The following is a 26772-nucleotide window of genomic DNA, read 5'->3' on the forward strand; positions in this document are numbered from 1 at the left end:
GAAAGACCGAACCTATGCCGGTGCGTGCCACGGCACCGTCAGCGCGTCTGTTTCACCCCCAGTTGCCGCGCCGCGATCGCCTGGAGCGCGCTCGCGGTTTCGGGCGCAATCGCGAGATCGCGCGCCGCCGCCTCGCCCGCGCCCAGCGTCCGTGGGTCGACCCCGGTGATGCTCCCGAACACCATCAGCGCCTCCAGATAATAGCCGAACGTGCTCGCATGATACTGGTCGGCTCCCCAGAGGTCGATCTTGCCGGGATCGATCCCATCGAACGGATCAGCGTCGGCGACCCCTTCCCCGATCGCCGCATTGAACGCGAGCCCCACCGGAACCATCGCCCGAACACCCGGGGTCGCGGCGACCACCGCGCGATAGGCACGGTCGAGGTCGATCCCCATCGCCGTGACCGGTTGTCCCCGCCACGGGCTCGCATCGCGATACACCAGGTCGGGGCGGCTCCACGTCGCGGTCAGGCGGATGTCGGCCGATGGGTTGCGCGCCCGAAACATCTGCGTCAGTCGCGCAGTGTACGCCCCGAATTGCGCAGGGTCGCCCGGCGTGTCGGGATTCAGCGTACTATATTCCTGCAGAACGACATGGTCCCATCTGCGGTCGAGCAATGCGCGCCGCTCCTCATAATGGAAGCGCAGTGTCTTGCCGCCTTCGGTTTCCAGCGCGACGCGGTAGGAAAGCCCGGCTTGCTCGCTGAACCGTTTGAACAGCGCGGGCACGCCCCCGACGCCGGTGCCGTTGAGATCCTCGACGCTATCGGGTCGGTAGCGCCACACGTCGCTGGAAGCGCCGAAGGTAAAGCTGTTCCCTACGAACAGGACCGTCCGGGGCGGCGGAGGCGTGCGCACGTCGCTGATGGTCGACTGGCTGAACGCCGGCGCTATACCAAGGACGGCAAGCAGGATCGCGCCCATGCGACCAAAGATCTTCATTCTTTCCGACCCCTGCAAATCGAACCTGGGCTTTGGCTCCTGCCCGAGTGCTGCAATGATCGCAACGCCGGTACAGGTCGCGCCCGCTTCCGCGCCAGCCGCCGTCGGAACAAGCAGCCGACGGTGCGCGCTTGACCCTTTGGAACGTCGGCTCGGCCGGCGATGACGGCAAGGAGCGAACATGACGGAAGCGACCTGGGGCGACGACGCGAAGACGCCGGAGATCGACTGGCGGATGAGCGCCGCGCTGGAGAACGTGCCGCGCGGGGACGCGGATCTGGCCGAGGTGACAAGCCTGGAGGGCGCGGTTCGTGCCTGGACCTTGCTCGATCCCGAACATCGCAACGCAGCAGTGCTCACCCCGGAGCACGCCTTGCAGATCGACGGCACATCGCTGACGACGTTCGCAGGCGACGGCATCGCAGCGCTGGTCGACCTGTTGCCCAGCGCGAATGACGAGGGCTAGGGATGGCGGCTGCAAGCGTTCGCTTCGAGCGTGGCGAGTATGAATGGCTTGCCGAGCGCAACGGCATCCTCTTCCTGGGTCACACCGACCTCGGCGTGGTCGAATTCCTGATCACCGGAGAGGCGTTGATCGAACTCGCCAACCCCGACCTCGACGGAATCGACCGGGACACCGCGATCGACAGTTTCGTCGAATTCGAGCCTGACATCCATCTTCTCGCACGGCGGGAGTTCGTCAGCCGGCTCGGCGGGGAGCCCCCCATCTTGCTCACCGCTGCCGACGTTTCGGGGTGAGCCCCGGAACGCGTTCGACGCGGCGGCAGCACTTGTGGGAAGGTTTGTGGTGACCAAGACGCTGACGATCATCGGTCGCGGCATCCACGACATTCCGGCGTTCTACGCGGAGATCAACCGCGTGTTCATGGCAGGAGAAGACTGGACGCTCGGCGAGAGCCTGGATGGGCTCGATGACATGCTGCGCGGCGGCTATGGTGCCATTAAAGGACGCGAGCCGATCACGCTTGTGTGGCAGGACATTGCGGTTGCCCGTTGCAGCCTGGGCTTGAAAGCCACGCGCGCATTCCTGCAGGCCAAGCTGGAACGCCCCGATGTGTACGACTCCGAACGGATTGGCCGTCAAATCTCCCAGCTGGAAAACGGCACTGGCCAGACCTACTTCGAGACCATCCTCGAAATCATCGCCGAGCACCCGAACATCCATCTCGTTTCCGGCTGACGGATTGGGGCCCCGTGAACGGGACGGTAACTCGCGGTGACCGCTGGTTTTACGACTGGTGCCCCGCAGGGAACAATGCTGGGCACTTACATCATCGGAGAATTTGCATCAGTCGCCGCTGATATCGCCATCGCCGTCGGGCAACTTCGCTTTGACGCGACTGCGGCGCGCATCGCGCAATACCTCCTCAATTTCGACGAGAAGCACCCGTCCCTCATCGGTCTTGCCGTTAGTGTCGTCCTGATCTGCCGCGAAGAATGCCTTGGCGCGCGCAGCCAAATCGATCAGAAGGGAATAACGCTCCTCACCAAGCTTTTTTCGAACGACGTCAAAGCCTCCGACCAGCGTATCGAACTCGCTGTGGATGTTTCGATCGGGAAAGACGAGAGTCCGGTCGATGAATGTAGGGGCGTGCAAGATCATCGATCCAAGTTGGTCGTTAATCTCGCTCAGCGAAGCCGGGATATACGGCTTGGGGTTAAAGTAAGGATTGGGTCGGGTCATCGCTTCGTCTCCGGGTGGGGGATGACATATGTGTGATCGGCGCCGAGCTGCCGCGGACGGATAATGATGACCCGGCGCGGTTGAAAGTCAGTATTGAAGAAGCCGCGAATTTGCGGTGTCCCCAGCGTCTTTTGCGTCAGTGACACGTCGAACGCGACGTCATTCACACGTGCATCGGGCCGCCGGTATGTAAGATTGGTGCCCAAGCTGTCGTATTCTCTTGGATTCACCCGCACTGGTCCCTTTCCGCTCGGGTCGATACCCAATTGACTATAACGCACCCGAAGATCTCTTCGCACTTCTCGATCGACATAGTTTCCCACCGCCTCTTGATTCGAGAGACGTTGAATGAGTCGGCCTGCCTTCAGCAATGCGACTCCATCATCATAAGCATTGTCGACCCTCTGCTGCACGAAGCGCAACGTCTCAACCTGAAGTGGCCCATAATCGCCTTTTACTCGCGCGACGACCGCCGCACGCTGAATACGCAAATCGTCGAACTTCGCCTGCAACCCTTGAACCGTAGCAATTGGAGTTCCAAACGCGTCGGTCGGACCAAGTTCATCATAATGCCAGTTCGGATCGAGCGCCTTGATTTGAGCAGTTATCTGCTTCGTCTGGTCCTGCAGGAATTGTGCTTTGAACGCGGTTGCCGGCCCGGTCAGATCTAGCAGATTGTCGCTCACCGCTATCACCGCGTTACCCAATGCATTTCGAAGTTCCGGCACAGCCTGTTCAAGCGTCATCGGATCCTCGAACGCCCGGCTATTGCTGCCCCGCCCTACAATGACCTCAGCTTCGACAGCGGCGAAGGGTGCCATTTGCTTGAACAGCTGAAGCGGGTTCAATCCTAGCTGTGACAAAATGCGTTGGAACGATGCCGCGACCGACGTTGGACTGTGTTCTACCAAGCGGCTGCCAATAGCTTCACCGGCGGCGCTTGTGACATTTGCAGAAACACTATCGGTGGTTACCGGCGTCCAATTGGCTAAAGGCGCTGTGTTTCGAAGCGACGGTCCATCCGCCGGAGGGCGCAAGAACGCATCTCTATATATTTGATAGCGAGCTTCGATCGCCGCGGCATATTGTGGATCTTTGCCGTGTTTGGCCAACTCCTTCGCACGCCACGCGTCGGCCTCGGCCATTGTCGCGATCGGAGCCTTGTCGGGGTCGCTAACATACGCAACTTTTGAGCCCGGGTGTCCCCGGCGAGTGGCGGACGTAAAGCTGGCCGTGGTGCCGGAACCATCGGCAGTCGTGAACTGCCCATTCGCTGAAACATGATACGGATTGAATTTGAACTCGAGCCTGCACGTACCGGCCCGCCTTGGCCACCGCCCAGTCCGCAGTCACACAGAAAAGTTCTGCCGCTGTTCTGCCGAAATGTCCATCTAGCGCCCCCGCCTGTTTCAGGAGCGAGAACATTTGAGCAACATTTTCCAACATGTCAAGATTAACGCCATGGCACCTCTATCGGATACCATTCATCGTCCTGTACGAGGTGGAGTAGTCTAAAGACTGGTGCCGCTTACAGGACTCGAACCTGTGACCCCCGCATTACGAATGCGATGCTCTACCAACTGAGCTAAAGCGGCATGCACGACACCATATCGGTGACCGTGGAGGCGGGCGCTTATCAAATGGATTTCGGGATGGCAAGCCAATGCCGTAAAATCGTGACGATTTCCCACCGGTGCCCGAGCTCTTTACCGGACGTTTACCACGCGGAGTGCACAAGCAGGCCAGTAGCGGCCCGGCGGGCCAGATAGGGCGTTTGCGCAATGGATAGTGTTCACGACTATGAGGACGATCGGTTCGGTGCCGATGCCCCCGGTCGGGGCGGGCAGGATGCGACGGGAGACCGGGTTGCCGACATCCAGTTCGCGGTCGGGACCGACGAACGTCGGATGCACGTCCGCGCCTATAACCATTGGGTGTCGCTCCTCAGGGGCCGGAGCTATCCCTCGATCCAGGACCTGGACCCGGCAACGATCGCCGATTTCGGCGCAAACAGCGTCCTGCTCGATTTCAGCAAGGGCACCGAGAACCCCGCGATCGCCTATCTCGGGCGGGCGCTGCGGGACGAATGTTCGCTCGACGGCGGCACGACGCATATCGCGCAAGTTCCGAGCGGGTCGCTGCTGTCGCGGCTGACCGATCATTATCTGCAGATCATCGCCAACCGCTCGCCGATCGGGTTCGAGGCCGAGTTCGTCAGCACGCGTGGCCACAACACGCTGTATCGCGGCATCCTCATGCCCTTTTCATCGGACGCGGACTCGATCGATTTCATCTACGGCGTCATCAATTGGAAGGAACTGGTCGACGCCGACACGGAGGCACGGCTGTACGCCGAGATCGAGGCCGCGCGGACCGTTCAACCCCGCACTGCAACCGCGCCCGTCTGGGCGGACGGGCCCGGCCACGCCCTCGCGACACTGGTCGATTCGGAAACGACGGCCTCCGATGACGATGAGGTAAGCGCGGACGAGGATGCGGACGGGGACGTCGACGGGGATGACCCAACCTCCACGGACGACAGCCTGTCCGACCGCTTGCTCCTCGCGCAGCAAACCGCCGCCGCCGCCGCCACTGCCGACTTGCGCAGCCGCGCGACCCTGTATCGCGCATTGGGCCGCGCGCATGATTTCGCGATCGCCGCCGATGCCGATCCGCGTGGCTATGACATGCTGCTGGAACAGGCGAACATCGCTGTTCAGCTGCGCGCGCCGATGACCCCGGTGGTCAAGCTCGTTTTCGGCACGGCGTACGACAAGACCCGGCTGACCGAATATGCAGCGGTCCTGGCGCACGCACGTCGCAAAAGCGTACCGGTCACCGGCATGCAAAATTTCCTCGAAGGCTTCGCCGGAGGAATCAAGGGTGTCGTACGCGCCGAACGGCTTGCCCGCGGACCCTTTTCGCACGCGCGGACCAGCCCCGGCGATGAACTCGCCGAACGCCCGGCGCTCGCCCGCATCGCGCTCGACACCGATGCGAACGAGGGCGAGTATGTCTTGCTGCTGGCGCGGTCCGCGCCGTCGGGAACGCTCGATATCGTTGCAACCGTAACCGACGACACCGCGCTGACCGAGCGGGTGATGCGTCACGCGGTGCGCTGAAATGCTGCACTGCCACAAGTCTTGAGGTCCTGAACGGACCGGAGCATAGGGGCGCGCATGCCTAAGACCACGCTGAAATCGCTGTCGGATGCGCTTGCCGTTCGACTTACCAAGGGCGCTCTTCCGGGAGAATTACAGGGGTTCGGGGAGGCCGAGCGGGCGGCCGCTGCCAGCTTCGTCGCCGCCACCGCCGAGGAGCGCACGCCCGGGACCGCGAAGATCGCGCTCGAGCCGCTCCCCGCGACCGACCCGCGCCGTCTGATGCGGCTCGCGATCGTCAACGACGACATGCCGTTCCTGGTCGATTCGATCGCCGCGACGATTGGCGCGCACGATGTGTCGATCGACCGCATCATCCACCCGGTGCTCAAGATCACCCGCGATTCCGACGGGGCGCTGACCCAGGTCGACGACGGGAACGCCGAATCGATGATCTACATCGAGCTCGAGCGCGTCGATGCGCGCGAACGGCGCGATCTGGTGGTCGAACTGGCCAAGAACCTTGAGGATGTCCGCGCCGCGGTCACCGACTGGCAAGCGCTCGAAGCCGCGATGAGCGCCGACATCGCCACCTTGCCCGAGGGCGAAGGCAGTGCGCTGCTGGCGTGGCTGCTCGACCGCAAGATGACCTTGCTGGGACACGAGACGTGGTGGGCGGACGCATCGGGCGAAAACCGCGCACTGGGTATCGCGCGCAATCCGCAACCCGTGCCGATCCTTGCCGAAGCGTCGCGCCGCCTGGCGATGCAATGGTTCGAGGATGGCGGCGAAGCTCCGCTGTTGCTCAAGTCAAATCTGATTTCGGGCGTTCACCGCCACGTGCCGCTCGACCTGGCGCTGGTGCCGCTGCGCGACGGCGCGCGCGTCGCAGGGCTGTCGATCCACGCCGGGCTGTGGACCAGCGCCGCGCTGCTCGCCGCACCCGAGGACGTTCCGGTGTTGCGCGCGCGGCTGGCGGAGCTCGAAACCAAGTTCGGCTTCGACCCCAAGGGGCATACCGGCAAGGCGCTGACCCACGCACTCGTTGCGCTGCCGCACGATCTGGTGACGGGCTTCACGCGCGAATCGCTCGAGAATGTCGCGCTGACCGCGATGTCGCTGGCGGATCGGCCGCGACCGAAGCTTGCGCTGGTCCGCAGTACGCTCGGACGGCATCTGTTCGCCTTCGTATGGTTGCCGCGAGACGACCTGACCACTGCGCGGCGCCTCGCGATCGGTGACATGCTCGCCGAGGTGGCGAATGCCAGCATTCTCAACTGGTCGATCGCGGTCGACGATACGATCGCGCTGATCCGCTACACGCTCGATTTGCGCGAAGGCGGCGTGCTGCCCGACGCGGATGCGCTCGACACGCGGATCGCGCGGATGGTGCGTGGCTGGGTCCCCGCGGTAGAGGCGGCGCTGGTCGAGCAGACCGATGCACCACGCGCGGCGCGGCTTGCGCTGCGCTGGGCAGCGGGCTTTCCGCAGAACTATCGCAATGTCAGCACCCCCGCCGAGGCGGGCGAGGATATCCAGCGGCTCGCGGCACTCGAGAACGAGAGCGCGCGTGGCGTGCGCCTGATCCCGACGGCCCCAGGCGAGGATCGCCATCTCAAGATCTACAAGCTCGGCAATGCGCTGCCGCTGTCCGATGCGGTGCCGGTGCTCGAGAATTTCGGCTTCCGCGTGATCGGCGAGTTACCGACGCGGTTGCAGGACGAAAGCAATGCCTTCGTCCACGAATTCATCGTCGAATCGAACGACGCCGCGTCACAGGTCGACACTGCGGTGCTGGAAGGCGCGATTGCCGCAGTGCTGGAAGGGGCTGCCGAAAATGACGCGTTCAACCGGCTGATCATCGAAGTTGGCGTCAGCCCGCAGGCGGTGGTGCTGTTCCGCGCGTGGTTCCGCTACCTGCGTCAGGCGGGGCTCACCTATGGCCTGACCACCGTGGTCGATGCGCTGCGTCGGGCACCTCGCGTCGCCGAGGCGCTGATCGCGCGCTTCGCCGCCGTGCATGATCCTGCGCAAGACCGCGACCCAGCCGAGACGGACACGGCGATCGAGGCGGGCCTCGACGCCGTGACCGCGATCGACGACGACCGCATCCTCCGCGCGTTCCACGCCATGATCGCGGCGACGCTGCGCACCAACGCGTTCACGCCCGCAGGGGCCGAGGCACTTGCGTTCAAGCTCGACAGCCACCGCATTCCTGGCCTCCCGGCCCCCGTGCCATGGCGCGAGATCTGGGTGTACAGCCCGCGGATCGAGGGCATCCACCTGCGCGCCGGCCCGGTCGCGCGTGGGGGCCTGCGCTGGTCCGACCGCCGCGACGACTTCCGCACCGAAATCCTCGGGCTGATGAAGGCGCAGCGCGTAAAGAACGCGGTGATCGTGCCGACCGGCGCGAAGGGCGGCTTCTATGCCAAGCAGCTCCCGCCCGCGTCCAACCGCGATGCGTGGCTGGCGGAAGGTACTGAAAGCTACCGCGTGTTCATCCGCACGCTCCTGTCGATCACCGACAACATCGTCGAGGGCAAGGTCGTCCACCCGCAGGGCGTCGTCGTCCATGATGGCGAGGACCCCTATTTCGTCGTCGCCGCCGACAAGGGCACCGCGACCTTCTCCGACGTCGCCAATGCGATCGCGCTCGAACACGGCTTCTGGCTGGGCGACGCGTTCGCCAGCGGCGGGTCGGTCGGCTATGACCACAAGGCGATGGGGATCACCGCCAAGGGTGCGTGGGTCAGCGTCCAGCGGCACTTCGCCGAGCGCGGGACCGACGTCCAGACCCAGCCGATCCGCGTCGTCGGGTGCGGCGACATGTCGGGCGACGTGTTCGGCAACGGCATGTTGCTCAGCCACGAACTGAAGATCGTTGCAGCATTCGACCATCGGCATATCTTCCTCGATCCCGACCCCGACCCCGCCGCCTCGTTCGCCGAGCGTCTGCGGATGTTCGCGCTGCCGCGCTCGAGCTGGGCGGATTATGACGAGACGCTGATCTCGACCGGCGGCGGGGTGTTCCCGCGGACCGCCAAGGTCATCGCGCTGACCGACGAGGTTCGCGCGGCGCTTGGCCTGACCGAGCGCGAGATGGAGCCGGGCGCGCTGATCTCGGCGATCCTCAAGAGCCCGGTCGACCTGATCTGGTTCGGCGGGATCGGCACCTATGTGAAGGCGCGTGCCGAGAACAACATCGCGGTGGGCGACCCCGCGAACGACCGTCTTCGCGTCGATGCGGAGGATCTGCGTGCGACGGCGATCGGCGAGGGTGCGAACCTCGGCGTCACCCAGGCCGCGCGCATCGCCTTCTCCGCGCACGGCGGACGGATCAACACCGACTTCATCGACAATTCGGCAGGCGTCGATTGCTCGGACAATGAGGTCAACATCAAGATCGCGCTCAACCGCGAAATGATCGAGGGACGTCTGGGGTTCGAGGACCGCAACAGCTTCCTCGCGAGTATGACCGACGACGTCGCGCATCTGGTGCTCGAGGATAACCGGCTTCAGACGCTCGCCTTGTCGATCGCCGAGGCCGGTGGCCCGCAGACCGTGCCGAGCTATGTTCGGCTGATCGAGATCTTCGAGGCATCGGGATCGCTCGACCGTGCGGTCGAAGGGCTTGCCGGGAACGACGACCTGCTGCGCCGCTCGACCGAGGGCCGCGGACTGACGCGCCCCGAGCTCGCGGTGCTGCTGGCGACCGCCAAGCTGGCGTTGCAAGCGGCGATCGAACGGTCGGGCCTGGGCATGGCGGACGAATTGCTCCCCGATCTGCACGCGGCCTTCCCGGCGGCGATGCAGGAACGCTTCGGCAAGGCGATCGACGAGCACCGGCTGCGTGGCGAGATCGTCGCGACCAAGCTCGCCAACCGCATCATCAACCGGATGGGCGTGCTCTACCCGTTCGAGCTGGCCGAGGAAGAAGGCGCCGCAATCGCGGATATCGCCGGGATGTTCGTGGTGGCCGAACGGCTGTTCGACCTGCCGACGCTGTGGCGTGAGATCGAGACGACCGACATGCCCGAAGCAGCGCGGATCGCGCTGTTCGACGAGACCGCGGTGGCGACGCGGTCGCAGATCGCGGACCTGCTCCGCGCGACGCGGACGGACGCGGGCCCGGGCGATACGCTCAAGCGGCTTGGCAAGGGGATCGCGGATCTCGACCGCCAGACCAAGGCGTTGCTGCTCGAGGAAGCAAGTGCGCACAGCGCGCGCATTGCCGCCGCACTCGAAGCGGCGGGCGCCCCGACCGCGCTGGTGCAGAAGGTCGTCCGGCTGTTCGAGATGGACGGCGCGGTGGGGCTTGCCGATCTCGGCGACCGGCTCGGGATCGACGAGACCGAGCTAACGCGCGCGTTCACCCGGCTCGGGCAGGCGCTCGGGCTCGACTGGGCGCAGGCGAATGCCGCACGGATCGAGTCGAGCGATCCGTGGGAGCGTTTGCTGATCGCCGGGCTGGCGCGCGATTTCCAGCAATTGCGGCTGGAATTCCTGGCGCGTGCGGCGGGCGGCAAGCTCGATCCGCAGGCGCTGGTCGATGCATGGCTGGCGGACAATGCCGCGCGTGTCGGGCAGTTCAAGGCGGTGGTCGACCGGGCACGGCTGGCCCCTGCCCCCAATGCCGCGATGCTGGCGCAGATTGCAGGCCAGACGCGCGTGTTGCTGGGGCGGTAGAATGGCTTGCCCCCCCCAAGCGGGGGGGCAAGCTTGGCACCCCGTCGACGCGGCAGTTCCGGCTGCCAGCGGGGTGACGACGAGCTGGCTGATGTGCCGCGCGCGCTCCTAGTAGAGGGCTAGCGAGCAAGCCTTCAACGGCCTGACACGATTAAGCCGACGGCAACGCCTGTCCGTTACCCAACTGCGCATGACTGCTGCAAACCTTTCGCTCGCCTTCAGACGGTTTGGGGCATGGAGCCCGGCGTATTGGGTCGGAATGCTTGCGCTATTCGCGCTTGCGCAACAGGCGGCCTCTTCGCTCAACTGCGATGTTTCCTGGCTGATCACCACCGCCGAGCGTGTGCTCGATGGAGCAAAGTTGTACCGCGACATCGAAGAGGTGAACCCGCCCGCCTCGGTGCTCATCTACATGCCGTTCGTGGCGTTGGCTCGCGAACTGGGCCTACATCCGGAAGCGGTAACGGTGGTCATGGTCGCCGCACTGGCGGTCTTGTCGATCTATATCTCGGGGCGCATCTTCTACCCGCTCCCTGCCACGCGGTGGCGGTTGGCGGCATTTGCCGCGTTTGCGCTGCTGGTGTTACCGGTCGACCAGTTTGCCCAGCGCGAGCACATCGCCCTGATTGCAGGTCTACCGATGCTGACGCTGCTGGTCACCCGCATCGAGGGGCGAATGCCCGGCCTGCATCATGCCTGGACTGCGGGTCTCGGCGGAGGGATCATGGTGGCGATCAAGCCGCACCTGCTGTTGGCCCTGCTTCCTGTTGCGGGATGGGCGGTCGTGCGGCAACGTTCGATCAGACCGGCGCTTGGTGGTGAATGGATTGCCCTGATGCTGGTATGCATTGGCTACACCGCCATAGTGTGGCTGGTCTTCCCCTCGTATTTCGATCACATGCTGCCGTTGCTGCGGCTCGTCTATTTGCCAAATCGCGATAGTTGGATGCACCTGCTAACGGGATCGATGGTGCTGATCCCCGCCTTCGCGGCCGCGCTTACGTTCCGCATTGCTCATGGGTACCCCACGGTCCCGGCGGGAGCGGCCCTGCTCGCCTCGTGTGGTTTCGCCGTTGCCGGGCTGATTCAGGGCAAGGGCTATCTCAACCATGGTTATCCCGCGGTTGCCATGGCCCTGCTGGCGATTGCCCTCGAACTCTCCCGCCCCGGGGCGGCGTGGCGATTTGGGACGCTGTGCTGGGCATTACTCGCCCTCGCCTCGACCTTCAGCTACGCTCAGGTAGCGAAACCCTATGCGCTGCGGGACGCCGTGCTACGGCTGGGTCCACCACATCCGAAGCTTCTTGGCATATCCTTCGACTTCGGGCTCGGTCATCCGCTGACACGCTGGGTGGCAGGTCGCTGGGTAGGGCGACGCGGCAGCCTGTGGGTGACCGGAAGTAGCCGACAGCAATTGGGCGATCCGTCGCTTGCGCCTGCGCAACGTGCCGCCGTTGCGCGAGCCGCGGCCGAGGATGCGGCGATGCTTGCCGACGATATCCTGCGCAACCAACCCGACATCGTCCTCGTGGATGCGGAACCCGGATCGGCCTGGATTGCACGCCACCCCGGAGTCCGGAGCGCAATGCAATCGTATCGTCCCGCAACACACATCGGCGCTGTGACCTTATGGGTCAGGCAGTGTGCGGACAAGCAGGACGTCTCCCGCCATTGTCCGCAGTAGCCGCCTGACGGCTCTGCCTATCGTATGCCCGGCGCGAAGGCCGCGATGTCCTCCCGCAGCGGCGTCTAGAGATCAAACCGGTTGCGCAACCCATGCTGATGGCCCTGACGGATCCTCAAGCAACCGCCCGAGCCCGCTGCCTGGTCTTGAGCTGCGCCTTCCACCCGCGGGCGCGCCACCACATGATGATCCCCGTCACCGCAAGCACCGCGGGCAGAATGCCGCCGAGAAACACCAGCAGCTGCCACACGAACCCCATCCGCGTCCCGTCGTGCAGCCGCCGCATCGTTCGCGCGAGCGTCTCACGCTCGGCGCGCGCTGGCCTGGCGCGGCCGGTGACGTCATCGACCGTCACGCTCTTCGCTTCCCCCAACAGAACCTTCCATTCGGGCTTGCGATCGGTCGGCCAGTCGACGCGCGATATCGCGCCCGGTGCCACCCTGCCAGCCCGCGCGAGCACCGCATCAAGCACCAGCGTTGGACGCTCCAGCGCGACCGGACGCCCGCCTCCACCGCTACCGGGACCCCCCGCGCCGCGTGGCGCACCCCCGCCGGCGAACACCTGCGGGAAGGAGATCCACACCCCCGTCAGCGACAGCACGAACAGCGGTAGCGCGATCCAGAAGCCGAACAGATGGTGCAGATTGGTGTCGGTGTTGCGATGCCGCCGCCAGCGCAGTCCGCGCGCCCAGCGCCCGACCGTCGGCCACCACAGCCACAAGCCCGAAACGCACGACACCAGCATCGCCACGCCGATCCACCCGACGATCTGCCGCCCGCCCCCCGGCACCAGCAGGTTACCGTGGAGATTGTGGAGCACGCGCAGCACGCCGCGCGCACTGCTGCCCGTCGCGAGGATCTTTGCGGTCGGCGGATCGAGATAGACCGTCGTGCGCTGCGGAGGCCCGCGGCGGCCGAGATCGGGCGGGGTGATCGCGGTTACCTGGACCGGGCCGTCGCCCCCAGGCAGTGCGAGGCTGGCGATCCGCTCACCGTGCTTGAGCGCAGCGCGCGCCGCCGCGACATAGCGTTGGGGGTCGAGCGTGGTCGTGCCGGTCGTCGCATAACGCGCGGGGTTGAGGACATGGTCGACCGCTTCGTCCCACACCAGCACCGCTCCGCTGAGCGACAGCGGGATGATGAGGACCGCGAGCAGCAGCCCGATCCATTTGTGGAACTGAAACCAGACGTTTCGGAGTGCGATCTTCGACATCAGACCTCCGCCCAGCGGCGCAAAAGATTGTGATAGACGCCCGTCAGCCGGACGATCTCGGGATCGTCGCTGCCGAGCCGCGCCGCGATCGACTGGATCGCAGTGTCCTGTTCGAACAGCAGCGCCCGCGCGCCGTCGTCACGCACCATCGACTGAATCCAGAAGAACGATGCGACACGCGTGCCCCGCGTCACCGGGGTGACGTGATGGACGCTGGACGCAGGGTAAAGCACGAGCTGGCCAGCCGGAAGCTTGACGCTTTGCGCGCCGAACTGGGTCGTGATCGTCAACTCGCCCCCGTCGTAGCTGTCGGGATCGGACAGGAACAACGTCGCGGACAGGTCGCTTCGGATGCGGAAATCGCTGCCGCGCCGGATGCGGATCGCGGTGTCGACATGCGCGCCGAAGGCGTCGCCCGCGGCATAACGATTGAACAGCGGTGGAAAGACCTTGAGCGGGAGTGCTGCTGCGACGAACAGCGGCGACGCCGCGAGCGCATCGAGCGCCATGCTACCCCCCGCGCGCGCGGCGGCGCTGTCCTCGGGCAGTTGCGTGTTGCGCTTGGCGAGCGCGGATTGCGCGCCCGAGGTTGCATTGCCGTCGATCCAGTCGGCGGCGTCGAGCTCGGCGCGCAATGCGACCAGCTGCGCGGGTGTGAGCAGGTCGGGGATGACGGTCAGCATGTCGTCCCCCGGATCGCCTGGCCCCCGCGCGCGCGGAACGCCGCGATGTCGCACGCCGCGAGCCAAGCCGCCGCCTTGTCGACGAATGCCGGGGTGGCGGTCGCGCCCGCGCGGCGGAGCCAGCCGATCGCATCCTCGATCTTGCCCGCCGCGCCAAGCATCCGCGCGTGATTGAATGCACCGCGGAAATCCCCGCCCTGTGCCGCACGCGCATAGCAAAGCGCCGCTGCCGCGAGGTCGCGCGGGACGACCCAGCCATCCTCGTGGAAGCTGCCGATGAAGTTGATCGCCTTGGCGTTCCCAAGCGCGGCCGCCTTGCGGAACCAGTTGAGCGCGGCTACCTTGTCTTCCGCGACACCGTGGCCGAGCGCGAGCAGCGTCGCGTAATTATACATGCCCCAGTCGAGCCCCGCCTCCGCGGCGATCCGGTAGCATTCCGCCGCGCGCATCTTGTCGGGCGCGGTGCCCCAGCCGAGATCGTAGCAGCGCCCGACCATGTTGATCCCCATCACATGATGTTGTGCCGCGGCGCGCGTGAACCAGCCGAGCGCAGCGGCGGGATCGCGTGCCACGCCCGCGCCATCGAGCAGCATCTGGCCGTACACCGCTTGCGCGTCCGCCATGCCGGCATCTGCCGCCGCGCGGACGAATGCCGCGCGGGTCTCGGGCGGGCCGGAGAGATGCGTGCCGATCTCTTCCGGGGTTAATGCCACGAGCTGATCCGGCGTCAGCATCAGAACTTCGCCGTGATCGTGCCGAACACGGTCCGCCCCGGCGCGATGTTCGCGAAGTGCGAGGCGTAGGTCTGCGTGAAATAGACCTTGTTCGTCAGGTTCTGCGCGTTGACGCTGAGCTCCAGATTGGGCGTGATCGCGTAGCTCGCGCGCGCATCGAACCGCCAGTAGTCCGGGATGCCGCGCAACAGGGTCGTGGTGGCGGGGTTGATCGTGACGACGCCCGCAGTCGTCTGCGTCGCGGTACGATTGTCGGCATAGCCGCCATATTGCCGCCCCATGTAGATCGCGCTGCCGCCGACCTGCAGGCCCTTGACCAGTTCATAGTTGGTCGTCGCGGTGAAGCTGTGCTGCGCGGTCTGGGGCACCTGCCTGCCGGTGTTGACCGAGGGAACATAGACCGTCTTGGCCGCAGCCGGACCATTGGCGGCAGCGGTCAGCGCGCTGTTGCCGCCGTCGATGACCTTGGGGTCGAGATAGGTGTAACCGCCGAACACGGTCCAGCCCGGCCGGATCGTCCCGCTCGCGGTCAGTTCGACGCCGCGGATCCGCGTTTTGCCGAGGAAACCGACGGTATTCGCGTCGATCTGCACCCGTGCGTTGCTGATATCGGTCTGGAATACCGCAAGCCCGAGCTGGAGCTGTTCGTGGAACAGGCTGCCCTTGGCGCCGACTTCGTAGGATTTGGTCTTCTGTACCTTGAGCGCATCAAGGATCGTCAGATTGACCGGGGTCGCGGTGGTCGGCAGCGCATTGTCCTCGCGGCCTTCGCCGAGCAACGCATTGGGCGGCGTCGCGGCCGTGGCATAGCTCGCGTAGAGGCTGGTCTCGCTGGTCGGCTTGAACACCAGGCCCGCCTGCCAGTTGAACAGTTCGTCCTTGCGCGACAGTCGGGTCGCATTGCCGCCCGCCGCGAACGGCAGCGTGACGGTCGACTTGAACCGGTCGTAGCGCGCGCCGAGGTTGAGGATCAGTTGCGGGAGCAGCGTGATCGAGTCGAACCCGTAGACGCCGATCGTCGTCGCATCGTTCTGCGTCTCGGTGTTGGACGCACCGCGCGCGATCGGCGTCGCGACGCTGGAGGTGTCGCTGGTGTAATTGACCCAGGGGTCGGACGGGTTGGGGTTGAACAGGCTCGCGCAATAATAGCGTGCGATCGTCGCGGTGTTGCAGCGCGGGCTGACGGTCGATCCGTTCGCCGAGACGAAGGTGCCGCGCCGGGTCTTCTCCCACGCGACTTCCGCACCGACCGCGAAGCTGTGCTTGATGCTGCCGGTCGCGAACGTGCCGCTGAGGTCGGTCTGGTCGATCAGGCTCTCGCTATAGCCGTAGCGCGTGTTGCCGCGCCGCCAGACGTATCCGCCGGTCAGCACGTCGCCGCGCGTCCCCGCCGCCCCGGTGGTGGGATTGGTCGCGGCGGTGCCTGAGACGTTGCCCTGGCTGTCGTCGGGGAGCGTGAAGATATACGCCTGTTCGCTGTGCGAGACGCGCGCGGTGTTGCGCAGCGTGATCCCGCCGAAGTCATGCTCGACCCGCAGCATCGCCTGGTTGGTCGTCGCATCGCGGAAGTCGCGGTCCGCCAGGCCATAGAAGGCCGAGCGCGACACCGTCCCCGTCTGTCCGCCGCGCGTCGTGATCGTGCCGACCGCGGGGGTGGTGAAGACGTTCCCCGCGGGGAGCGTGCAATTGGTCGCCGAGCAGACATATTGGTACGGGATGCCGCTGTCGGGGAGTTCGTGGTTCTCGAGATAATAATAGCTCGCGGTCAGCCGCGTCGGCGTACCGAGGCCAATCGTCACGCTGGGCGCGAAGCCCCAGCGGTTGGCGTACACCGCGTCGCGATCGACGACGTTCTGGTCGTGCCATAGTCCCTGAAGGCGGACCGCGGCGGTGTCGCTAAGCCGGACGTTGACGTCGCCCGTCACGCGTTTGAAATCACCATTGCCGTAGCTTGCGCTCGCCGAACCAAAGGTCAGCGCCTGCGGCAGCCGCGAGAGGATGTTGAGCGAGCCGCCCGCATTGCCGCGCCCGCCGAGCGTCGAATCCGACCCACGCACGATCTGCACCGAATCGACCGCGAACACTTCGCGCGTCTGCGACGACAGGTCGCGCACGCCGTCGACATAGACGCTGCCCTGGCTGTCGAACCCGCGGATGAACGGGCGATCGCCGATCGGGTTGCCGCCTTCCGCGGCACCGAAGGTGATGCCGGGAACGGTGCGCAGCGCATCCTGGAGCGAGGTCGATCCGGTCTGCTGAATGACGGACTTGTCGAGCACGACGATCGACTTGGGCGTGTCGACCAGCGGGGCGACCTGCTTGGGGTCGCGGCGTTCGCGCTGGCCGTGGACGATGATGTCGAGCTTCTGATCGGGGTCTTCGTCGTTCGCGGGCGGCGGTGCGGCGGCGGGCGCGTCACTGGCAAAGGCGGGCAGACTTGCGAAAGCCCCGACGCAGGAAAGCGCCAGATAGGCAGGCTTTGCAACGGCGATACGTGACATGAAATTCCCCCTTTGATTGGGGCCTCGCTATTGCGAGTCACTCTCATTGTCAACGCTATTGAGAATTACTCTCAAAGTTTGCGAGCGAAACGACCCAGCTTCTGAGCGCACTTGCGAGGTTTGGCGGGTCGTCGGTGCGTATCCGGAGAGCATCTACCTGCGCTATCAATGCGTTAAGCGGCAGCGACCGAACGTGCGCAGCATTCTCGAGCGCCCGCCAGAAAATCGGTTCCAGACTGATCGAAGTCGCGTGCCCGGCGATCGTCACCGATCGCTTGACCGGACCGATGAAGCCACCCGCGGGGGGAACGATGCTCATGCGGTACGGGTCGCTCATTCCGACTGCTTATGGAGATAGAAGGTCGTCGACCGCTTCTTGGGTCCATAGACCCCGGTCGCACGGATCGTCCGCTGGTCCGGCATCATTTGCAGGGAGAGGACGTCGTCGACGGTACCGCGCACCGAGAGATCGGTCTCGACGATAAGATCAGGCCGAGGTCTGGTGATCTGCGCCCGAACACCCGAGTTATCGCCATCAAGCCTGACCGGGTCGCCCCCGATGATGGCGTCGAACCCGCTTCCGCTGTCGGTCCGCGAGCTGAAATGATTCCCGTCGAGTTTGAGAATCGTATCCTGCCGAGAATCGACCGTCACGCCGACCCGTTTCCATGTTCCCGAAATCGGATGCGCGCCTTTCGATGCCGATCCGACACGGCGCTGCACTGTTTCGCTCTTTACGGCGTGGCCATCCGGGCCCGTGTAGCTCGCCACATGCCAGGTAAGGGTGTTGCCATCGGGCGAGAGGACATAGTCTACGGTGTAGGGGAGCTTCCCCCGGACCTTGTCGATCTCCGTGATGACACGATCGCTTTCGACCGAAATCGACTGTTCATCCACATAGCCGTCCGAGGGGACGCGGTGAAGTTGACCATCGGCTCTGACCGCCGTGTTGTCGTCTCGCCTGAACACCCCGCCGCGCACGCGAAACACGGTCGGTTTGATATCGCCGGTAATCGACGCCGTATCGATCCGCCATCGCCCGGTGAAAGCCTCGTCGGTCTTGGCGGCCGATGCCACCCCGCCAACCGACAGGACGGCAAGCGCGATTGCGCGAGCGCCTGCGGCGCCCCTGTCGTTGCGACACCCCTTTTCAGAACGGATCACGCGCAACTCCTGTGCTCGAACGTCTCCGGACGGGATCGCACAATTCGGGCCCACAGGCGATTGGCGCTTTGCCAAACGCCCGGCGCTATGGCGTATCGAACAACGCCGCCAACTGCTCGATCAACGTGCCGCCCAGCTGCTCGGCATCCATGATCGTCACCGCGCGCGCATAATAGCGCGTCACGTCATGCCCGATCCCGATCGCCGCGAGTTCGACCGGCGACTTCGCCTCGATCCAGCCGATCACCTGCCGCAGATGGCGTTCCAGATACGACCCCGAATTGACCGAGAGCGTCGAATCGTCGACCGGCGCGCCGTCCGAGATGACCATCAGGATCTTGCGCTCCTCGGGCCGCGCGATCAGCCGAGAATGCGCCCAGAGCAGCGCCTCGCCGTCGATATTCTCCTTGAGCAACCCCTCGCGCATCATCAGCCCGAGCGAATTACGCGCGCGCCGCCACGGCTCGTCCGCCTTCTTGTAGACGATGTGGCGCACGTCGTTCAGCCGCCCCGGCTGGGGTGGGCGGCCTGCCGCGAGCCAGGTCTCGCGCGATTGCCCACCTTTCCAGGCACGCGTGGTAAAGCCGAGGATCTCGGTCTTGACGCCGCACCGTTCGAGCGTCCGCGCGAGGATGTCCGCGCTGATCGCCGCGATCGAGATCGGGCGGCCGCGCATCGATCCGCTATTGTCTATCAGAAGCGTGACGACGGTATCGCGAAAATCGGTCTCGCGCTCGATCTTGTAGCTGAGCGATAGCGTCGGATTGACCACGATCCGCGCAAGCCGCGCTGCATCGAGGATGCCCTCCTCCTGGTCGAAATCCCAGCTGCGGTTCTGCTGCGCCATCAGGCGGCGCTGCAGCCGATTGGCGAGCTTGGTCACCGCGCCCTGCAAATGGACGAGCTGCTGGTCGAGATAGGAGCGCAACCGGACGAGTTCGTCCGCGTCGCACAGGTCGGTTGCGGCGATCACCTCGTCATAGGTGGTGGTCCACGCCTTATATTCGAACTGCGGGGACATGTCGGCGGGCGGGCGGTTGGGGCGGACCGGGAGCATGCCCTCCTCGCCGTCGTCGCCGGGCTCGCCGTCCATGTCGTCGGTGGTCTCATCGCCCTGTTCCTGGCCTTCGCCGTCCTCGGCATCGGAATCCTGTTCGGACCCGCGCGCCTCGATCTCGCCCTGGCCTTCGTCGCCCTGGTCGTCGCCTTCGTCGCCCTCGTCCTGCTGCTGCTCCTCGGTGCCTTCGTCCTCGTCGCCGCCCTCGTTCGATTCGTCAGGGAGAATGTCGCCCTCGACCAGTTCGAGGTCCTCAAGCAGCCGCGTGATCAGCCCGGCAAAGGCGCGCTGATCGTCGATCGCGAGCGCCATCGCATCGAGATCCCCACCGGCCTTTTGTTCGATCCAGTCGCGCACGAGATCGAGTCCCTGCAGCGTCGCCGCGGGCGGTGCGACCCCGGTCAGCCGTTCGCGCACCAGCAACCCGAGCGCGGTCGACAGCGGGACTTCGTCGCGCGTGCGCGCCCGCGTAATCGGGTCGGCGCGCAGCCGCGCTTCCATCGCGGTGTCGAGATTGGCGGTGATCCCGGCATAACCGCGACTCCCCAGCGCCTCGACCCGCGCATTCTCGGCGGAATCGAACACCGCGCGCGCAACCGCCTCGCCGGGGGCGTGGCGATTGTGGATCGCGGCATTGTGGTGCCGCAACCGCAGCGCGAACCCGTCCGCGAAACCGCGTGCCTCGGCGACCTGCTCGGGCGGGAGCGTGCGCGCGGGCATCGGCACCTTGATGTGCTTGCCCGATTGCGTCGGGGCGTCCGCGGTATAGGCCAGCTCGATCTCGGGTTCGTCCGCCAGCGCGCGCGCGGTTCCGCCAAGCACGGCCTTGAAACGATCGAGGGGGGTATCAGTGGCCACGGTTCAACTCCGGCACGGCAATGTGCCCAGGTGCGAGATCGGGATTCGGGTGGATCGTCGCAACCCGGGTGGTGGGTTTGTGGGGCGACACGTGCAACGCAGCGCCACGAGACCTAGCTACCAGATTGCGTCCGCGCCGAAAGGCAAAACGACCGGCCGCAGAATCGCGTACGGATCAGCCCTCGATCCGGGGTTGGGCGTTGCTCCGTACGCCCATCTCGACGATCGTCTCGATCCGCACGACGCGCTTGTCGATCGCGGCGGCATAGTCGCTCAGGCCCTTCACGTCGTTCGCGAGGCGATCGACCTTGCGGTCCATGACTTCCAGGCGTTCCTGCATCAGCACGACGTTGCGGATCGCCTCCAGCGCGTCCCCAAGCGAACTCACGTGCGGATGCCGGCGGCGCGCAAAGTCCGGTCGACGTCGTCATGGGTCGCATCCAGCGTCTGGATCATGCGGTCGATCGCAGCGGCCATCCGTGGCATTGCCACATTGACTTCGCTGACCAGCGCCGCGAGGTCGGCGTCTTCGCGGTCCGCGCCCTCGGCGATGTAGCGGCTCGAGGCCTCGCGCAGCACATGCCCGACCGAATGGCCGGTCCGCGCGGCATAGGCATCGAGTGCTGCCTTGTCGTCTGGTGTGGTCAAGAACGTCACGCGCGCGGTCTGCATGGGGCGACTCCTTATAAGGTCATTATAAGGCGCGCCTGATCGGTTGCAAGGTAGGGCCCCGGGAAGGACTCACAACGGAATGTTGTCGTGCTTCTTCCACGGATTCTCGAGCTGTTTCCCGCGCAGCTTGCGCAGGCCGAGCGCGATGCGGCGGCGAGTCGAGTGCGGCTGGATCACTTCGTCGATGAAGCCCTTGCTTGCTGCCACGAACGGGTTGGCGAAACGCGCTTCATATTGCGCGGTCTGCGTCGCGATTTCCTCGGGGGTGCGGCCGCGGAAGATGATCTCGACCGCGCCCTTCGCGCCCATCACCGCGATCTCGGCGGTCGGCCAGGCGTAATTGAGGTCGCCGCGCAGATGCTTGGACGCCATCACGTCATACGCGCCGCCGTAAGCCTTGCGCGTGATCACGGTGATCTTGGGGACAGTCGCCTCGGCATAAGCGAACAGCAGCTTGGCACCGTGCTTGATGATGCCGTTCAGTTCCTGCGACGTGCCGGGCAGGAAGCCGGGGACGTCGACGAAGGTGACGATCGGAATTTCAAACGCATCGCAGAAGCGCACGAACCGCGCCGCCTTCTTGGACGAATTGATGTCGAGGCACCCCGCCAGCACCATCGGCTGGTTCGCGACGAACCCGACGGTGCGCCCTTCGATCCGCCCGAAGCCGGTGATGATATTGGCGGCATGGGTCGGCTGGACCTCGAAGAAATCGCCCTCGTCGACGGTCTTCCGGATCAGCTCGTGCATATCGTACGGCTGGTTGGCGGACGCGGGCACGAGCGTGTCGAGCGAGTCCTCGAGCCGGTCCCACGGGTCCGACGACGGCCGCTCGGGCGATCCCTCACGGTTCGACGCGGGAAGGAAGTCGACGAAGTCGCGCGCGGCGAGCAGCGCCTCGATGTCGTTCTCGAACGCGACGTCAGCGACGCCCGACTTGGTGGTGTGCGTGACCGCGCCGCCGAGTTCCTCCTGCGTGACGATCTCATTGGTGACGGTCTTCACCACATCGGGGCCGGTGACGAACATGTAGGACGAGTCCTTCACCATGAAGATGAAGTCGGTCATCGCCGGCGAATAGACCGCGCCGCCGGCGCATGGCCCCATGATCAGCGAGATCTGCGGCACGACGCCGCTCGCGAGCACGTTGCGCTGGAACACTTCGGCATAGCCGCCGAGCGATGCGACGCCCTCCTGAATCCGCGCGCCGCCGCTGTCGTTGAGGCCGATCACCGGCGCGCCAACCTTCATCGCCATGTCCATGATCTTGCAGATCTTCTGCGCATGACGCTCACTGAGCGACCCGCCGAACACAGTGAAATCCTGGCTGAACACGAACACCAGTCGCCCGTTGATCGTCCCTGATCCGGTGACGACGCCGTCGCCGGGGACGATCTGGTCCTGCATCCCGAAGTCGACGCAATTATGCTCGACGTACATGTCGAGTTCCTCGAACGAGCCTTCGTCGAGCAACACCTCGAGCCGTTCGCGCGCGGTCAGCTTGCCCTTGGCGTGCTGCGCGGCGATCCGCTTCTCGCCCCCGCCCAGCCGCGCCGCGGCGCGCTTGCGTTCCAGTTCGGCGATGGTCGAGGACATGGCAACTCCTAGGCGTTCGGCTTGGACATCCGGTTGCGCCGTCTTTTCGCGTTTTCAGACCGGAACGCAACACCGATTGCAGCGCCCGAACTCGGTGCTATGCTCGGGTAAAACACGGGGAGAATGTCAATGCGTCGCCTGCTCATGCTTCGTCTGTCGACCGCGGTCGCGCTGGGGGCGTTGGGCGCCCCCGGCCTCGCCAAGACCGAACCAGCCGCCACCCCGGCGGCAACCGGCGCGCGCTACGGCAGCTTCGGCATCGACCTGACCACGCAGGAAAAGACGGTGAAGCCCGGCGACGATTTCTGGACCTTCGCCAATGGCGGATGGGACAAGCGCACGCAGATCGCGCCGGACCGGACGTCCGCCGGATACGGCGTCGTGCTGACAGACGAGGCCGAGGCGAACGTCCGCAAGATCCTCGACGATGCCGCCGCCAACCCCGCCGCGGTCGGTGCGGGGGCGAAGCAGTTCGGCGACCTGTACGCGAGCTTCATGGACGAAGCGGCGATCGACAAGGCGGGTGCCGCGCCGCTCGCGCCCTATTTCGCCAAGATCGACGCCGCCACCGACCGCGCCAAGCTCCAGACGCTGTTCGCGACCACGGGGTACGCCAGCCCGGTCGAGATCGGCCAGCTTCCCAACCCGTCGGATCCGTCGAAATATACCGTCGGCACCGGACAGGGGTCGCTCGGCATGGGCGGACGCGATTATTATCTCGAGACCGGCCCGAAATACGACGCGTTCCGCGCAGCGTATCGCGCTTATGTCGAGCGAATGCTGACGCTGGCGGGCCTGACCGATGCGAGCGCGCGCGCCGACCGGATCATCGCGCTCGAAACCGCGATGGCGAAGGTGCAATGGTCGCCGGTCCAGTCGCGCGACCTGTTGGCGATGCTCAAGCCGATGACCGCGGCGCAGCGCACCGCGCTCGCGCCCGAGTTCGACTGGCCGCTGCTGCTCCAGACATCGGGTTATGGCGATTTCCCGGTCGTGATCATGAGCAACTCGACCGCGCTGACCGGGCTCGGCAAGATCTTCGCCGAGACCCCGGTCTCGACCTGGCAGGACTGGATGAAGTTCCGCTTCACGGTTGCCGCAGCCCCGATGCTGCCCAAGACGTTCGACGACGCGACCTTCGCTTTCTACGGCAAGACGCTCAACGACCAGCCGTCGCAGCGCGCGCGGTGGAAGCGCGGGATTGCGATGGTCAACGGCACGATGGGCGAGGCGATCGGCGAGATTTACGTCAAGCGCCACTATCCGCCCGAGAGCGAAGCCAAGATGGGCGAGCTGATCGCCAATCTGCGCGCCGCGTACAAGGACCGGATCACCGCCAACGGCTGGATGGACGCGAAGACCAAGACCGCCGCGCTCGCCAAGCTCGCCGCGTTCGACCCGCGCGTCGGGCATCCGGTCAAATATATCGACTATACGTCACTGCAGGTGGTGCGCGGCGACCCGCTCGGCAATGCGATCCGCGCGGGCGAGTTCCAGCATCAGCTCGACCTCTCGCGGTTGAAGGCCCCGGTCGACCGGACTTTGTGGGAGATGACCCCGCAGACGGTGAACGCCTATTACAACCCGCTGGCGAACCAGATCACCTTCCCCGCCGCGATCCTGCAACCGCCCTATTTCGACCCCAAGGCGGATGCCGCGGTCAATTACGGGGCGATCGGCGCGATCATCGGGCATGAGATGGGGCATGGCTTCGACGATCAGGGTAGCCTGTTCGGACCGACCGGCAAGGTCGAGAACTGGTGGACGCCCGAGGCGAAAACCGCGTTCAAGGCGCGGACCGGTGCGCTCAGCCAGCAATATGACGCCTATGAGCCGATCCCCGGCGTCCATGTGAAGGGCGCGTTGACGCTGGGCGAGAACATCGGCGATCTCGGCGGGGTCGAGACCGCCTATGCCGCCTATCAGAAGTATCAGCAGACTCACGGCAAGGCCCAGGTGATCGACGGGCTGACCGGCGATCAGCGCTTCTTCCTGTCCTATGCGCAGGCGTGGCAGTCCAAGCTCCGCGAAGGTGCCGCGCGCGCGCGGTTGCTGACCGACCCGCATTCGCCGCCGTTCTACCGGGTCAACGGGATCGTGCGGAATGTCGACGCCTGGTATACGGCGTTCGGGGTGAAGCCGGGCGACAAGCTGTATCTGGCACCGGCGGACCGGGTGCATATCTGGTAGGCGAGAGGGGATGGGCTGGACAGGTTTGCGGCCAAGTCGTACGTTCAGCCCATGGCCCAGATGATGATTTCCGTGCCGGATTCGCTCGAGGACTGGGCGAAACAACGGGTCGCCGAAGGCGATTTTGTAAATACCAGTGCTTATGTTCGCGACTTGATGCAGCGGGATCTCGATGCCGCGGCTGGGCTTGCCTGGCTTCAGGCGGAAGTCGCGAAGGGCTTTGCCTCGGGGATCGATCCCCGGCCGGTCCACCAGATATTCGCCGATATCCGAGCCAAACACTTGCCAAGGAATGCTTGATCTCAAGGTCGCTGCCGAGGCGTCGGCCGATCTCGACGAGATTCTGCGTTTCAGTATCGAGACTTTTGGCGAGGATGTCGCCGCGAAATACTTCGACATGCTCGAACACGCGATCTTGCGGCTGCGCGAATACCCCGAGTCCGGTGCGATCGCGCCGGACATCACGCCGCCGACCCGGTTCGCCATGGCAGGGAGCCATCGCATCTTCTACGATCGCACAGGGGATCTTCTGACCGTCCGCCGCGTGCTGCATCGGGCGATGCGCACGCGGGGTCGGTTGTAACGGCCAGCAGACCTTACCGCAGCAGCACCAGTTCCTCCGCCATCGACGGATGCAGCGCTACGGTCTGGTCGAAGTCGTCCTTGGTCAGCCCCGCCTTCACCGCGACCGCCGCCGCCTGCAAAATCTCAGGCGAGTCCGGGCCGATCATGTGGAGCCCGAGCACCTGACCGGTCTCTGGGTTGCACACCATCTTGTACAGGGCGCGCTCGTTGCGGCCCGCGAGCACGTTCTTCATCGGGCGGAAGTCGGACATGTAGACCTTGACCGAACCGAACTTGTTCTTCGCCTGCGCCTCGGTCAGCCCGACGCCCGCCATCGGGGGATGGCTGAACACCGCCGAGGGGATGTTCTCATAATCCACCCGGTGCGGCTTGTTGCCGTACATCGTGTCCGCAAACGCCTGCCCCTCGCGGATCGCGACGGGGGTGAGCTGGACGCGGTTGGTGACGTCGCCGACCGCATAGATGCTGTCGCAGGTCGACTTGTTGTCCTCGTCGACCACGATCGCGCCCTTGTCGTCCATCTCGACGCCCGCGCTGTCGAGCCCCAGCCCTTCGGTGTTGGGCGACCGCCCGGTCGCGAACAGCACGCAATCCACGTCGATCGGCTCATGGCCGGTCATCGAGACGCGGAGACACCCGTCGCCCTGCTTCTCGATCCCCTGGAAAGCGGCGTTGAAGCGGAATTCGAGCCCCTTCATCATCGAGATCTGGAGCAGGCGATCGCGGATCGATTCGTCATAGCCGCGCAGGATCACGTCGGTGCGGTTGATCAGCGTCACCTTGCTGCCGAATTCGTTGAAGATCCCCGCGAACTCATTGGCGATATAGCCAGCGCCCGCGATCAGGATGCGCTTGGGGAGCGCGTCGAGATGGAACACTTCGTTCGAGGTGATGCCGTGTTCGTTCCCCGGGCAGTCGGGCACGACCGGCGTTGCGCCCACCGCGATCAGAATCTTGCCCGCGGTCACTTCGCGCCCGTCACCGAGCCGGACCGAATGCGGCCCGGTCACGACCGCGCGATCGAGGATGATGTCGACCCCGTTGTTGTTGAGCGTGTCGGTATAGGCGCCGTTGATCCGGTCGACCTCCTCCATCACATTGTCGCGCAGCCGGACCCAGTCGAACCCGAGATTATCGGGCACGTCCCAGCCGAACCGCTTCGCGTCCTTCAGATCCTCCGCGAAATGCGCGCCATAGACGAGCAGCTTCTTGGGCACGCAGCCGCGAATGACGCAGGTGCCGCCGACGCGATATTCCTCGGCCACCGCGACCTTCGCGCCATGCGCCGCCGCAACGCGCGACGCGCGCGTACCGCCCGAGCCCGCACCGATGACGAAAAGGTCGTAGTCATACTCAGCCATGTCTTGTCCTTCTGCAGCCGCAAAACACGCGGCCCGTA

23 protein-coding genes and 1 tRNA gene are annotated in these 26772 nt (G+C 65.2%); 9 read left to right on the forward strand and 15 right to left on the reverse strand.

Features of this window, described 5'->3' with window-relative positions; all coding sequences use genetic code 11:
• Positions 1-38: 38 nt before the first annotated feature.
• Positions 39-944, reverse strand: a complete 906-nt coding sequence (locus ABIC17_RS14755; RefSeq protein WP_354282992.1) for an SGNH/GDSL hydrolase family protein — start codon at positions 942-944, stop codon at positions 39-41.
• 181 nt (positions 945-1125) lie between these two features.
• Between ABIC17_RS14755 and ABIC17_RS14760 the strand changes: the two genes are divergently transcribed.
• The 3 genes from ABIC17_RS14760 to ABIC17_RS14770 are packed head-to-tail and all read left to right on the forward strand — an operon-like array spanning position 1126 to position 2145.
• Positions 1126-1410: a hypothetical protein gene (locus ABIC17_RS14760; RefSeq protein ID WP_354282994.1), complete on the forward strand. Its 285-nt coding sequence runs from the start codon at positions 1126-1128 to the stop codon at positions 1408-1410.
• A 2-nt stretch (positions 1411-1412) separates the two neighbouring features.
• Complete coding sequence (locus ABIC17_RS14765) at positions 1413-1703, forward strand: hypothetical protein (protein ID WP_354282995.1); 291 nt, start codon at positions 1413-1415, stop codon at positions 1701-1703.
• Between the two features lie 49 nt (positions 1704-1752).
• Complete coding sequence (locus tag ABIC17_RS14770; protein ID WP_354282997.1) at positions 1753-2145, forward strand: barstar family protein; 393 nt, start codon at positions 1753-1755, stop codon at positions 2143-2145.
• Positions 2146-2253: 108 nt separating this feature from the next.
• Here the strand turns inward: ABIC17_RS14770 and ABIC17_RS14775 are convergent, their stop codons facing one another.
• The 3 genes from ABIC17_RS14775 to ABIC17_RS14785 form a co-directional block, all read right to left on the reverse strand.
• A complete protein-coding gene (locus tag ABIC17_RS14775) occupies positions 2254-2649 on the reverse strand; it encodes a hypothetical protein (RefSeq protein ID WP_354282998.1) in 396 nt (131 codons plus the stop codon).
• Entirely contained in the window at positions 2646-3794 is a 1149-nt protein-coding gene (locus tag ABIC17_RS14780; protein ID WP_354283000.1) for a hypothetical protein, read from the reverse strand. The genes ABIC17_RS14775 and ABIC17_RS14780 overlap by 4 nt, the downstream gene beginning before the upstream one ends.
• Positions 3795-4168: 374 nt before the next feature.
• A tRNA-Thr gene (locus ABIC17_RS14785) sits at positions 4169-4244 on the reverse strand.
• A 186-nt stretch (positions 4245-4430) separates the two neighbouring features.
• On the opposite strand from ABIC17_RS14785, the gene ABIC17_RS14790 reads away from it, so the two are divergent.
• The 3 genes from ABIC17_RS14790 to ABIC17_RS14800 all read left to right on the forward strand — a co-directional run bounded on the left by ABIC17_RS14790 (position 4431) and on the right by ABIC17_RS14800 (position 12120).
• Positions 4431-5771, forward strand: a complete 1341-nt coding sequence (locus ABIC17_RS14790; RefSeq protein ID WP_354283002.1) for a PAS domain-containing protein — start codon at positions 4431-4433, stop codon at positions 5769-5771.
• Between the two features lie 57 nt (positions 5772-5828).
• Entirely contained in the window at positions 5829-10436 is a 4608-nt protein-coding gene (locus ABIC17_RS14795; RefSeq protein WP_354283004.1) for an NAD-glutamate dehydrogenase, read from the forward strand.
• Between the two features lie 190 nt (positions 10437-10626).
• Positions 10627-12120: a hypothetical protein gene (locus ABIC17_RS14800; protein WP_354283006.1), complete on the forward strand. Its 1494-nt coding sequence runs from the start codon at positions 10627-10629 to the stop codon at positions 12118-12120.
• A gap of 115 nt (positions 12121-12235) precedes the next feature.
• Here the strand turns inward: ABIC17_RS14800 and ABIC17_RS14805 are convergent, their stop codons facing one another.
• The 10 genes from ABIC17_RS14805 to ABIC17_RS14850 all read right to left on the reverse strand — a co-directional run bounded on the left by ABIC17_RS14805 (position 12236) and on the right by ABIC17_RS14850 (position 22598).
• Entirely contained in the window at positions 12236-13333 is a 1098-nt protein-coding gene (locus tag ABIC17_RS14805) for a PepSY-associated TM helix domain-containing protein (RefSeq protein ID WP_354283008.1), read from the reverse strand.
• A complete protein-coding gene (locus ABIC17_RS14810; protein ID WP_354283009.1) occupies positions 13333-14016 on the reverse strand; it encodes a Fe2+-dependent dioxygenase in 684 nt (227 codons plus the stop codon). The genes ABIC17_RS14805 and ABIC17_RS14810 overlap by 1 nt, the downstream gene beginning before the upstream one ends.
• Positions 14010-14750, reverse strand: a complete 741-nt coding sequence (locus ABIC17_RS14815; protein WP_354283011.1) for a tetratricopeptide repeat protein — start codon at positions 14748-14750, stop codon at positions 14010-14012. The genes ABIC17_RS14810 and ABIC17_RS14815 overlap by 7 nt, the downstream gene beginning before the upstream one ends.
• Complete coding sequence (locus ABIC17_RS14820) at positions 14750-17251, reverse strand: TonB-dependent receptor (protein WP_354283013.1); 2502 nt, start codon at positions 17249-17251, stop codon at positions 14750-14752. The genes ABIC17_RS14815 and ABIC17_RS14820 overlap by 1 nt, the downstream gene beginning before the upstream one ends.
• A gap of 55 nt (positions 17252-17306) precedes the next feature.
• The gene (locus ABIC17_RS14825) at positions 17307-17570 is read right to left on the reverse strand and encodes a ribbon-helix-helix domain-containing protein (protein ID WP_354283015.1); all 264 of its coding nucleotides are present in this window, start codon (positions 17568-17570) and stop codon (positions 17307-17309) included.
• A 14-nt stretch (positions 17571-17584) separates the two neighbouring features.
• Positions 17585-18415, reverse strand: coding sequence for a hypothetical protein (locus ABIC17_RS14830; RefSeq protein WP_354283017.1), 831 nt, complete (start codon positions 18413-18415; stop codon positions 17585-17587).
• 85 nt (positions 18416-18500) lie between these two features.
• Complete coding sequence (gene cobT, locus ABIC17_RS14835; protein ID WP_354283018.1) at positions 18501-20330, reverse strand: cobaltochelatase subunit CobT; 1830 nt, start codon at positions 20328-20330, stop codon at positions 18501-18503.
• A gap of 175 nt (positions 20331-20505) precedes the next feature.
• Positions 20506-20718: a hypothetical protein gene (locus ABIC17_RS14840; RefSeq protein WP_354283020.1), complete on the reverse strand. Its 213-nt coding sequence runs from the start codon at positions 20716-20718 to the stop codon at positions 20506-20508.
• Positions 20715-21002 carry a hypothetical protein gene (locus ABIC17_RS14845; protein ID WP_354283022.1) on the reverse strand — a complete coding sequence of 96 codons (288 nt, stop codon included), beginning with the start codon at positions 21000-21002 and terminating at the stop codon, positions 20715-20717. Before ABIC17_RS14845 ends, ABIC17_RS14840 begins: the two co-directional genes overlap by 4 nt.
• A gap of 69 nt (positions 21003-21071) precedes the next feature.
• The gene (locus ABIC17_RS14850) at positions 21072-22598 is read right to left on the reverse strand and encodes an acyl-CoA carboxylase subunit beta (protein WP_354283024.1); all 1527 of its coding nucleotides are present in this window, start codon (positions 22596-22598) and stop codon (positions 21072-21074) included.
• 144 nt (positions 22599-22742) lie between these two features.
• On the opposite strand from ABIC17_RS14850, the gene ABIC17_RS14855 reads away from it, so the two are divergent.
• The 3 genes from ABIC17_RS14855 to ABIC17_RS14865 are packed head-to-tail and all read left to right on the forward strand — an operon-like array spanning position 22743 to position 25371.
• Positions 22743-24788: a M13 family metallopeptidase gene (locus tag ABIC17_RS14855; RefSeq protein WP_354283366.1), complete on the forward strand. Its 2046-nt coding sequence runs from the start codon at positions 22743-22745 to the stop codon at positions 24786-24788.
• A 51-nt stretch (positions 24789-24839) separates the two neighbouring features.
• Positions 24840-25088: a ribbon-helix-helix domain-containing protein gene (locus ABIC17_RS14860; RefSeq protein WP_354283026.1), complete on the forward strand. Its 249-nt coding sequence runs from the start codon at positions 24840-24842 to the stop codon at positions 25086-25088.
• Positions 25081-25371, forward strand: coding sequence for a type II toxin-antitoxin system RelE/ParE family toxin (locus ABIC17_RS14865; RefSeq protein ID WP_354283028.1), 291 nt, complete (start codon positions 25081-25083; stop codon positions 25369-25371). Before ABIC17_RS14860 ends, ABIC17_RS14865 begins: the two co-directional genes overlap by 8 nt.
• A 13-nt stretch (positions 25372-25384) precedes the next feature.
• Here ABIC17_RS14865 and gorA read toward each other — a convergent pair whose 3' ends face one another.
• A complete protein-coding gene (gene gorA, locus ABIC17_RS14870) occupies positions 25385-26734 on the reverse strand; it encodes a glutathione-disulfide reductase (protein WP_354283030.1) in 1350 nt (449 codons plus the stop codon).
• Between the last annotated feature and the right edge of the window lie 38 nt (positions 26735-26772).

Origin of the sequence: Sphingomonas sp. PvP056 (assembly GCF_040549155.1) — a bacterium.
GTDB lineage: Bacteria > Pseudomonadota > Alphaproteobacteria > Sphingomonadales > Sphingomonadaceae > Sphingomonas.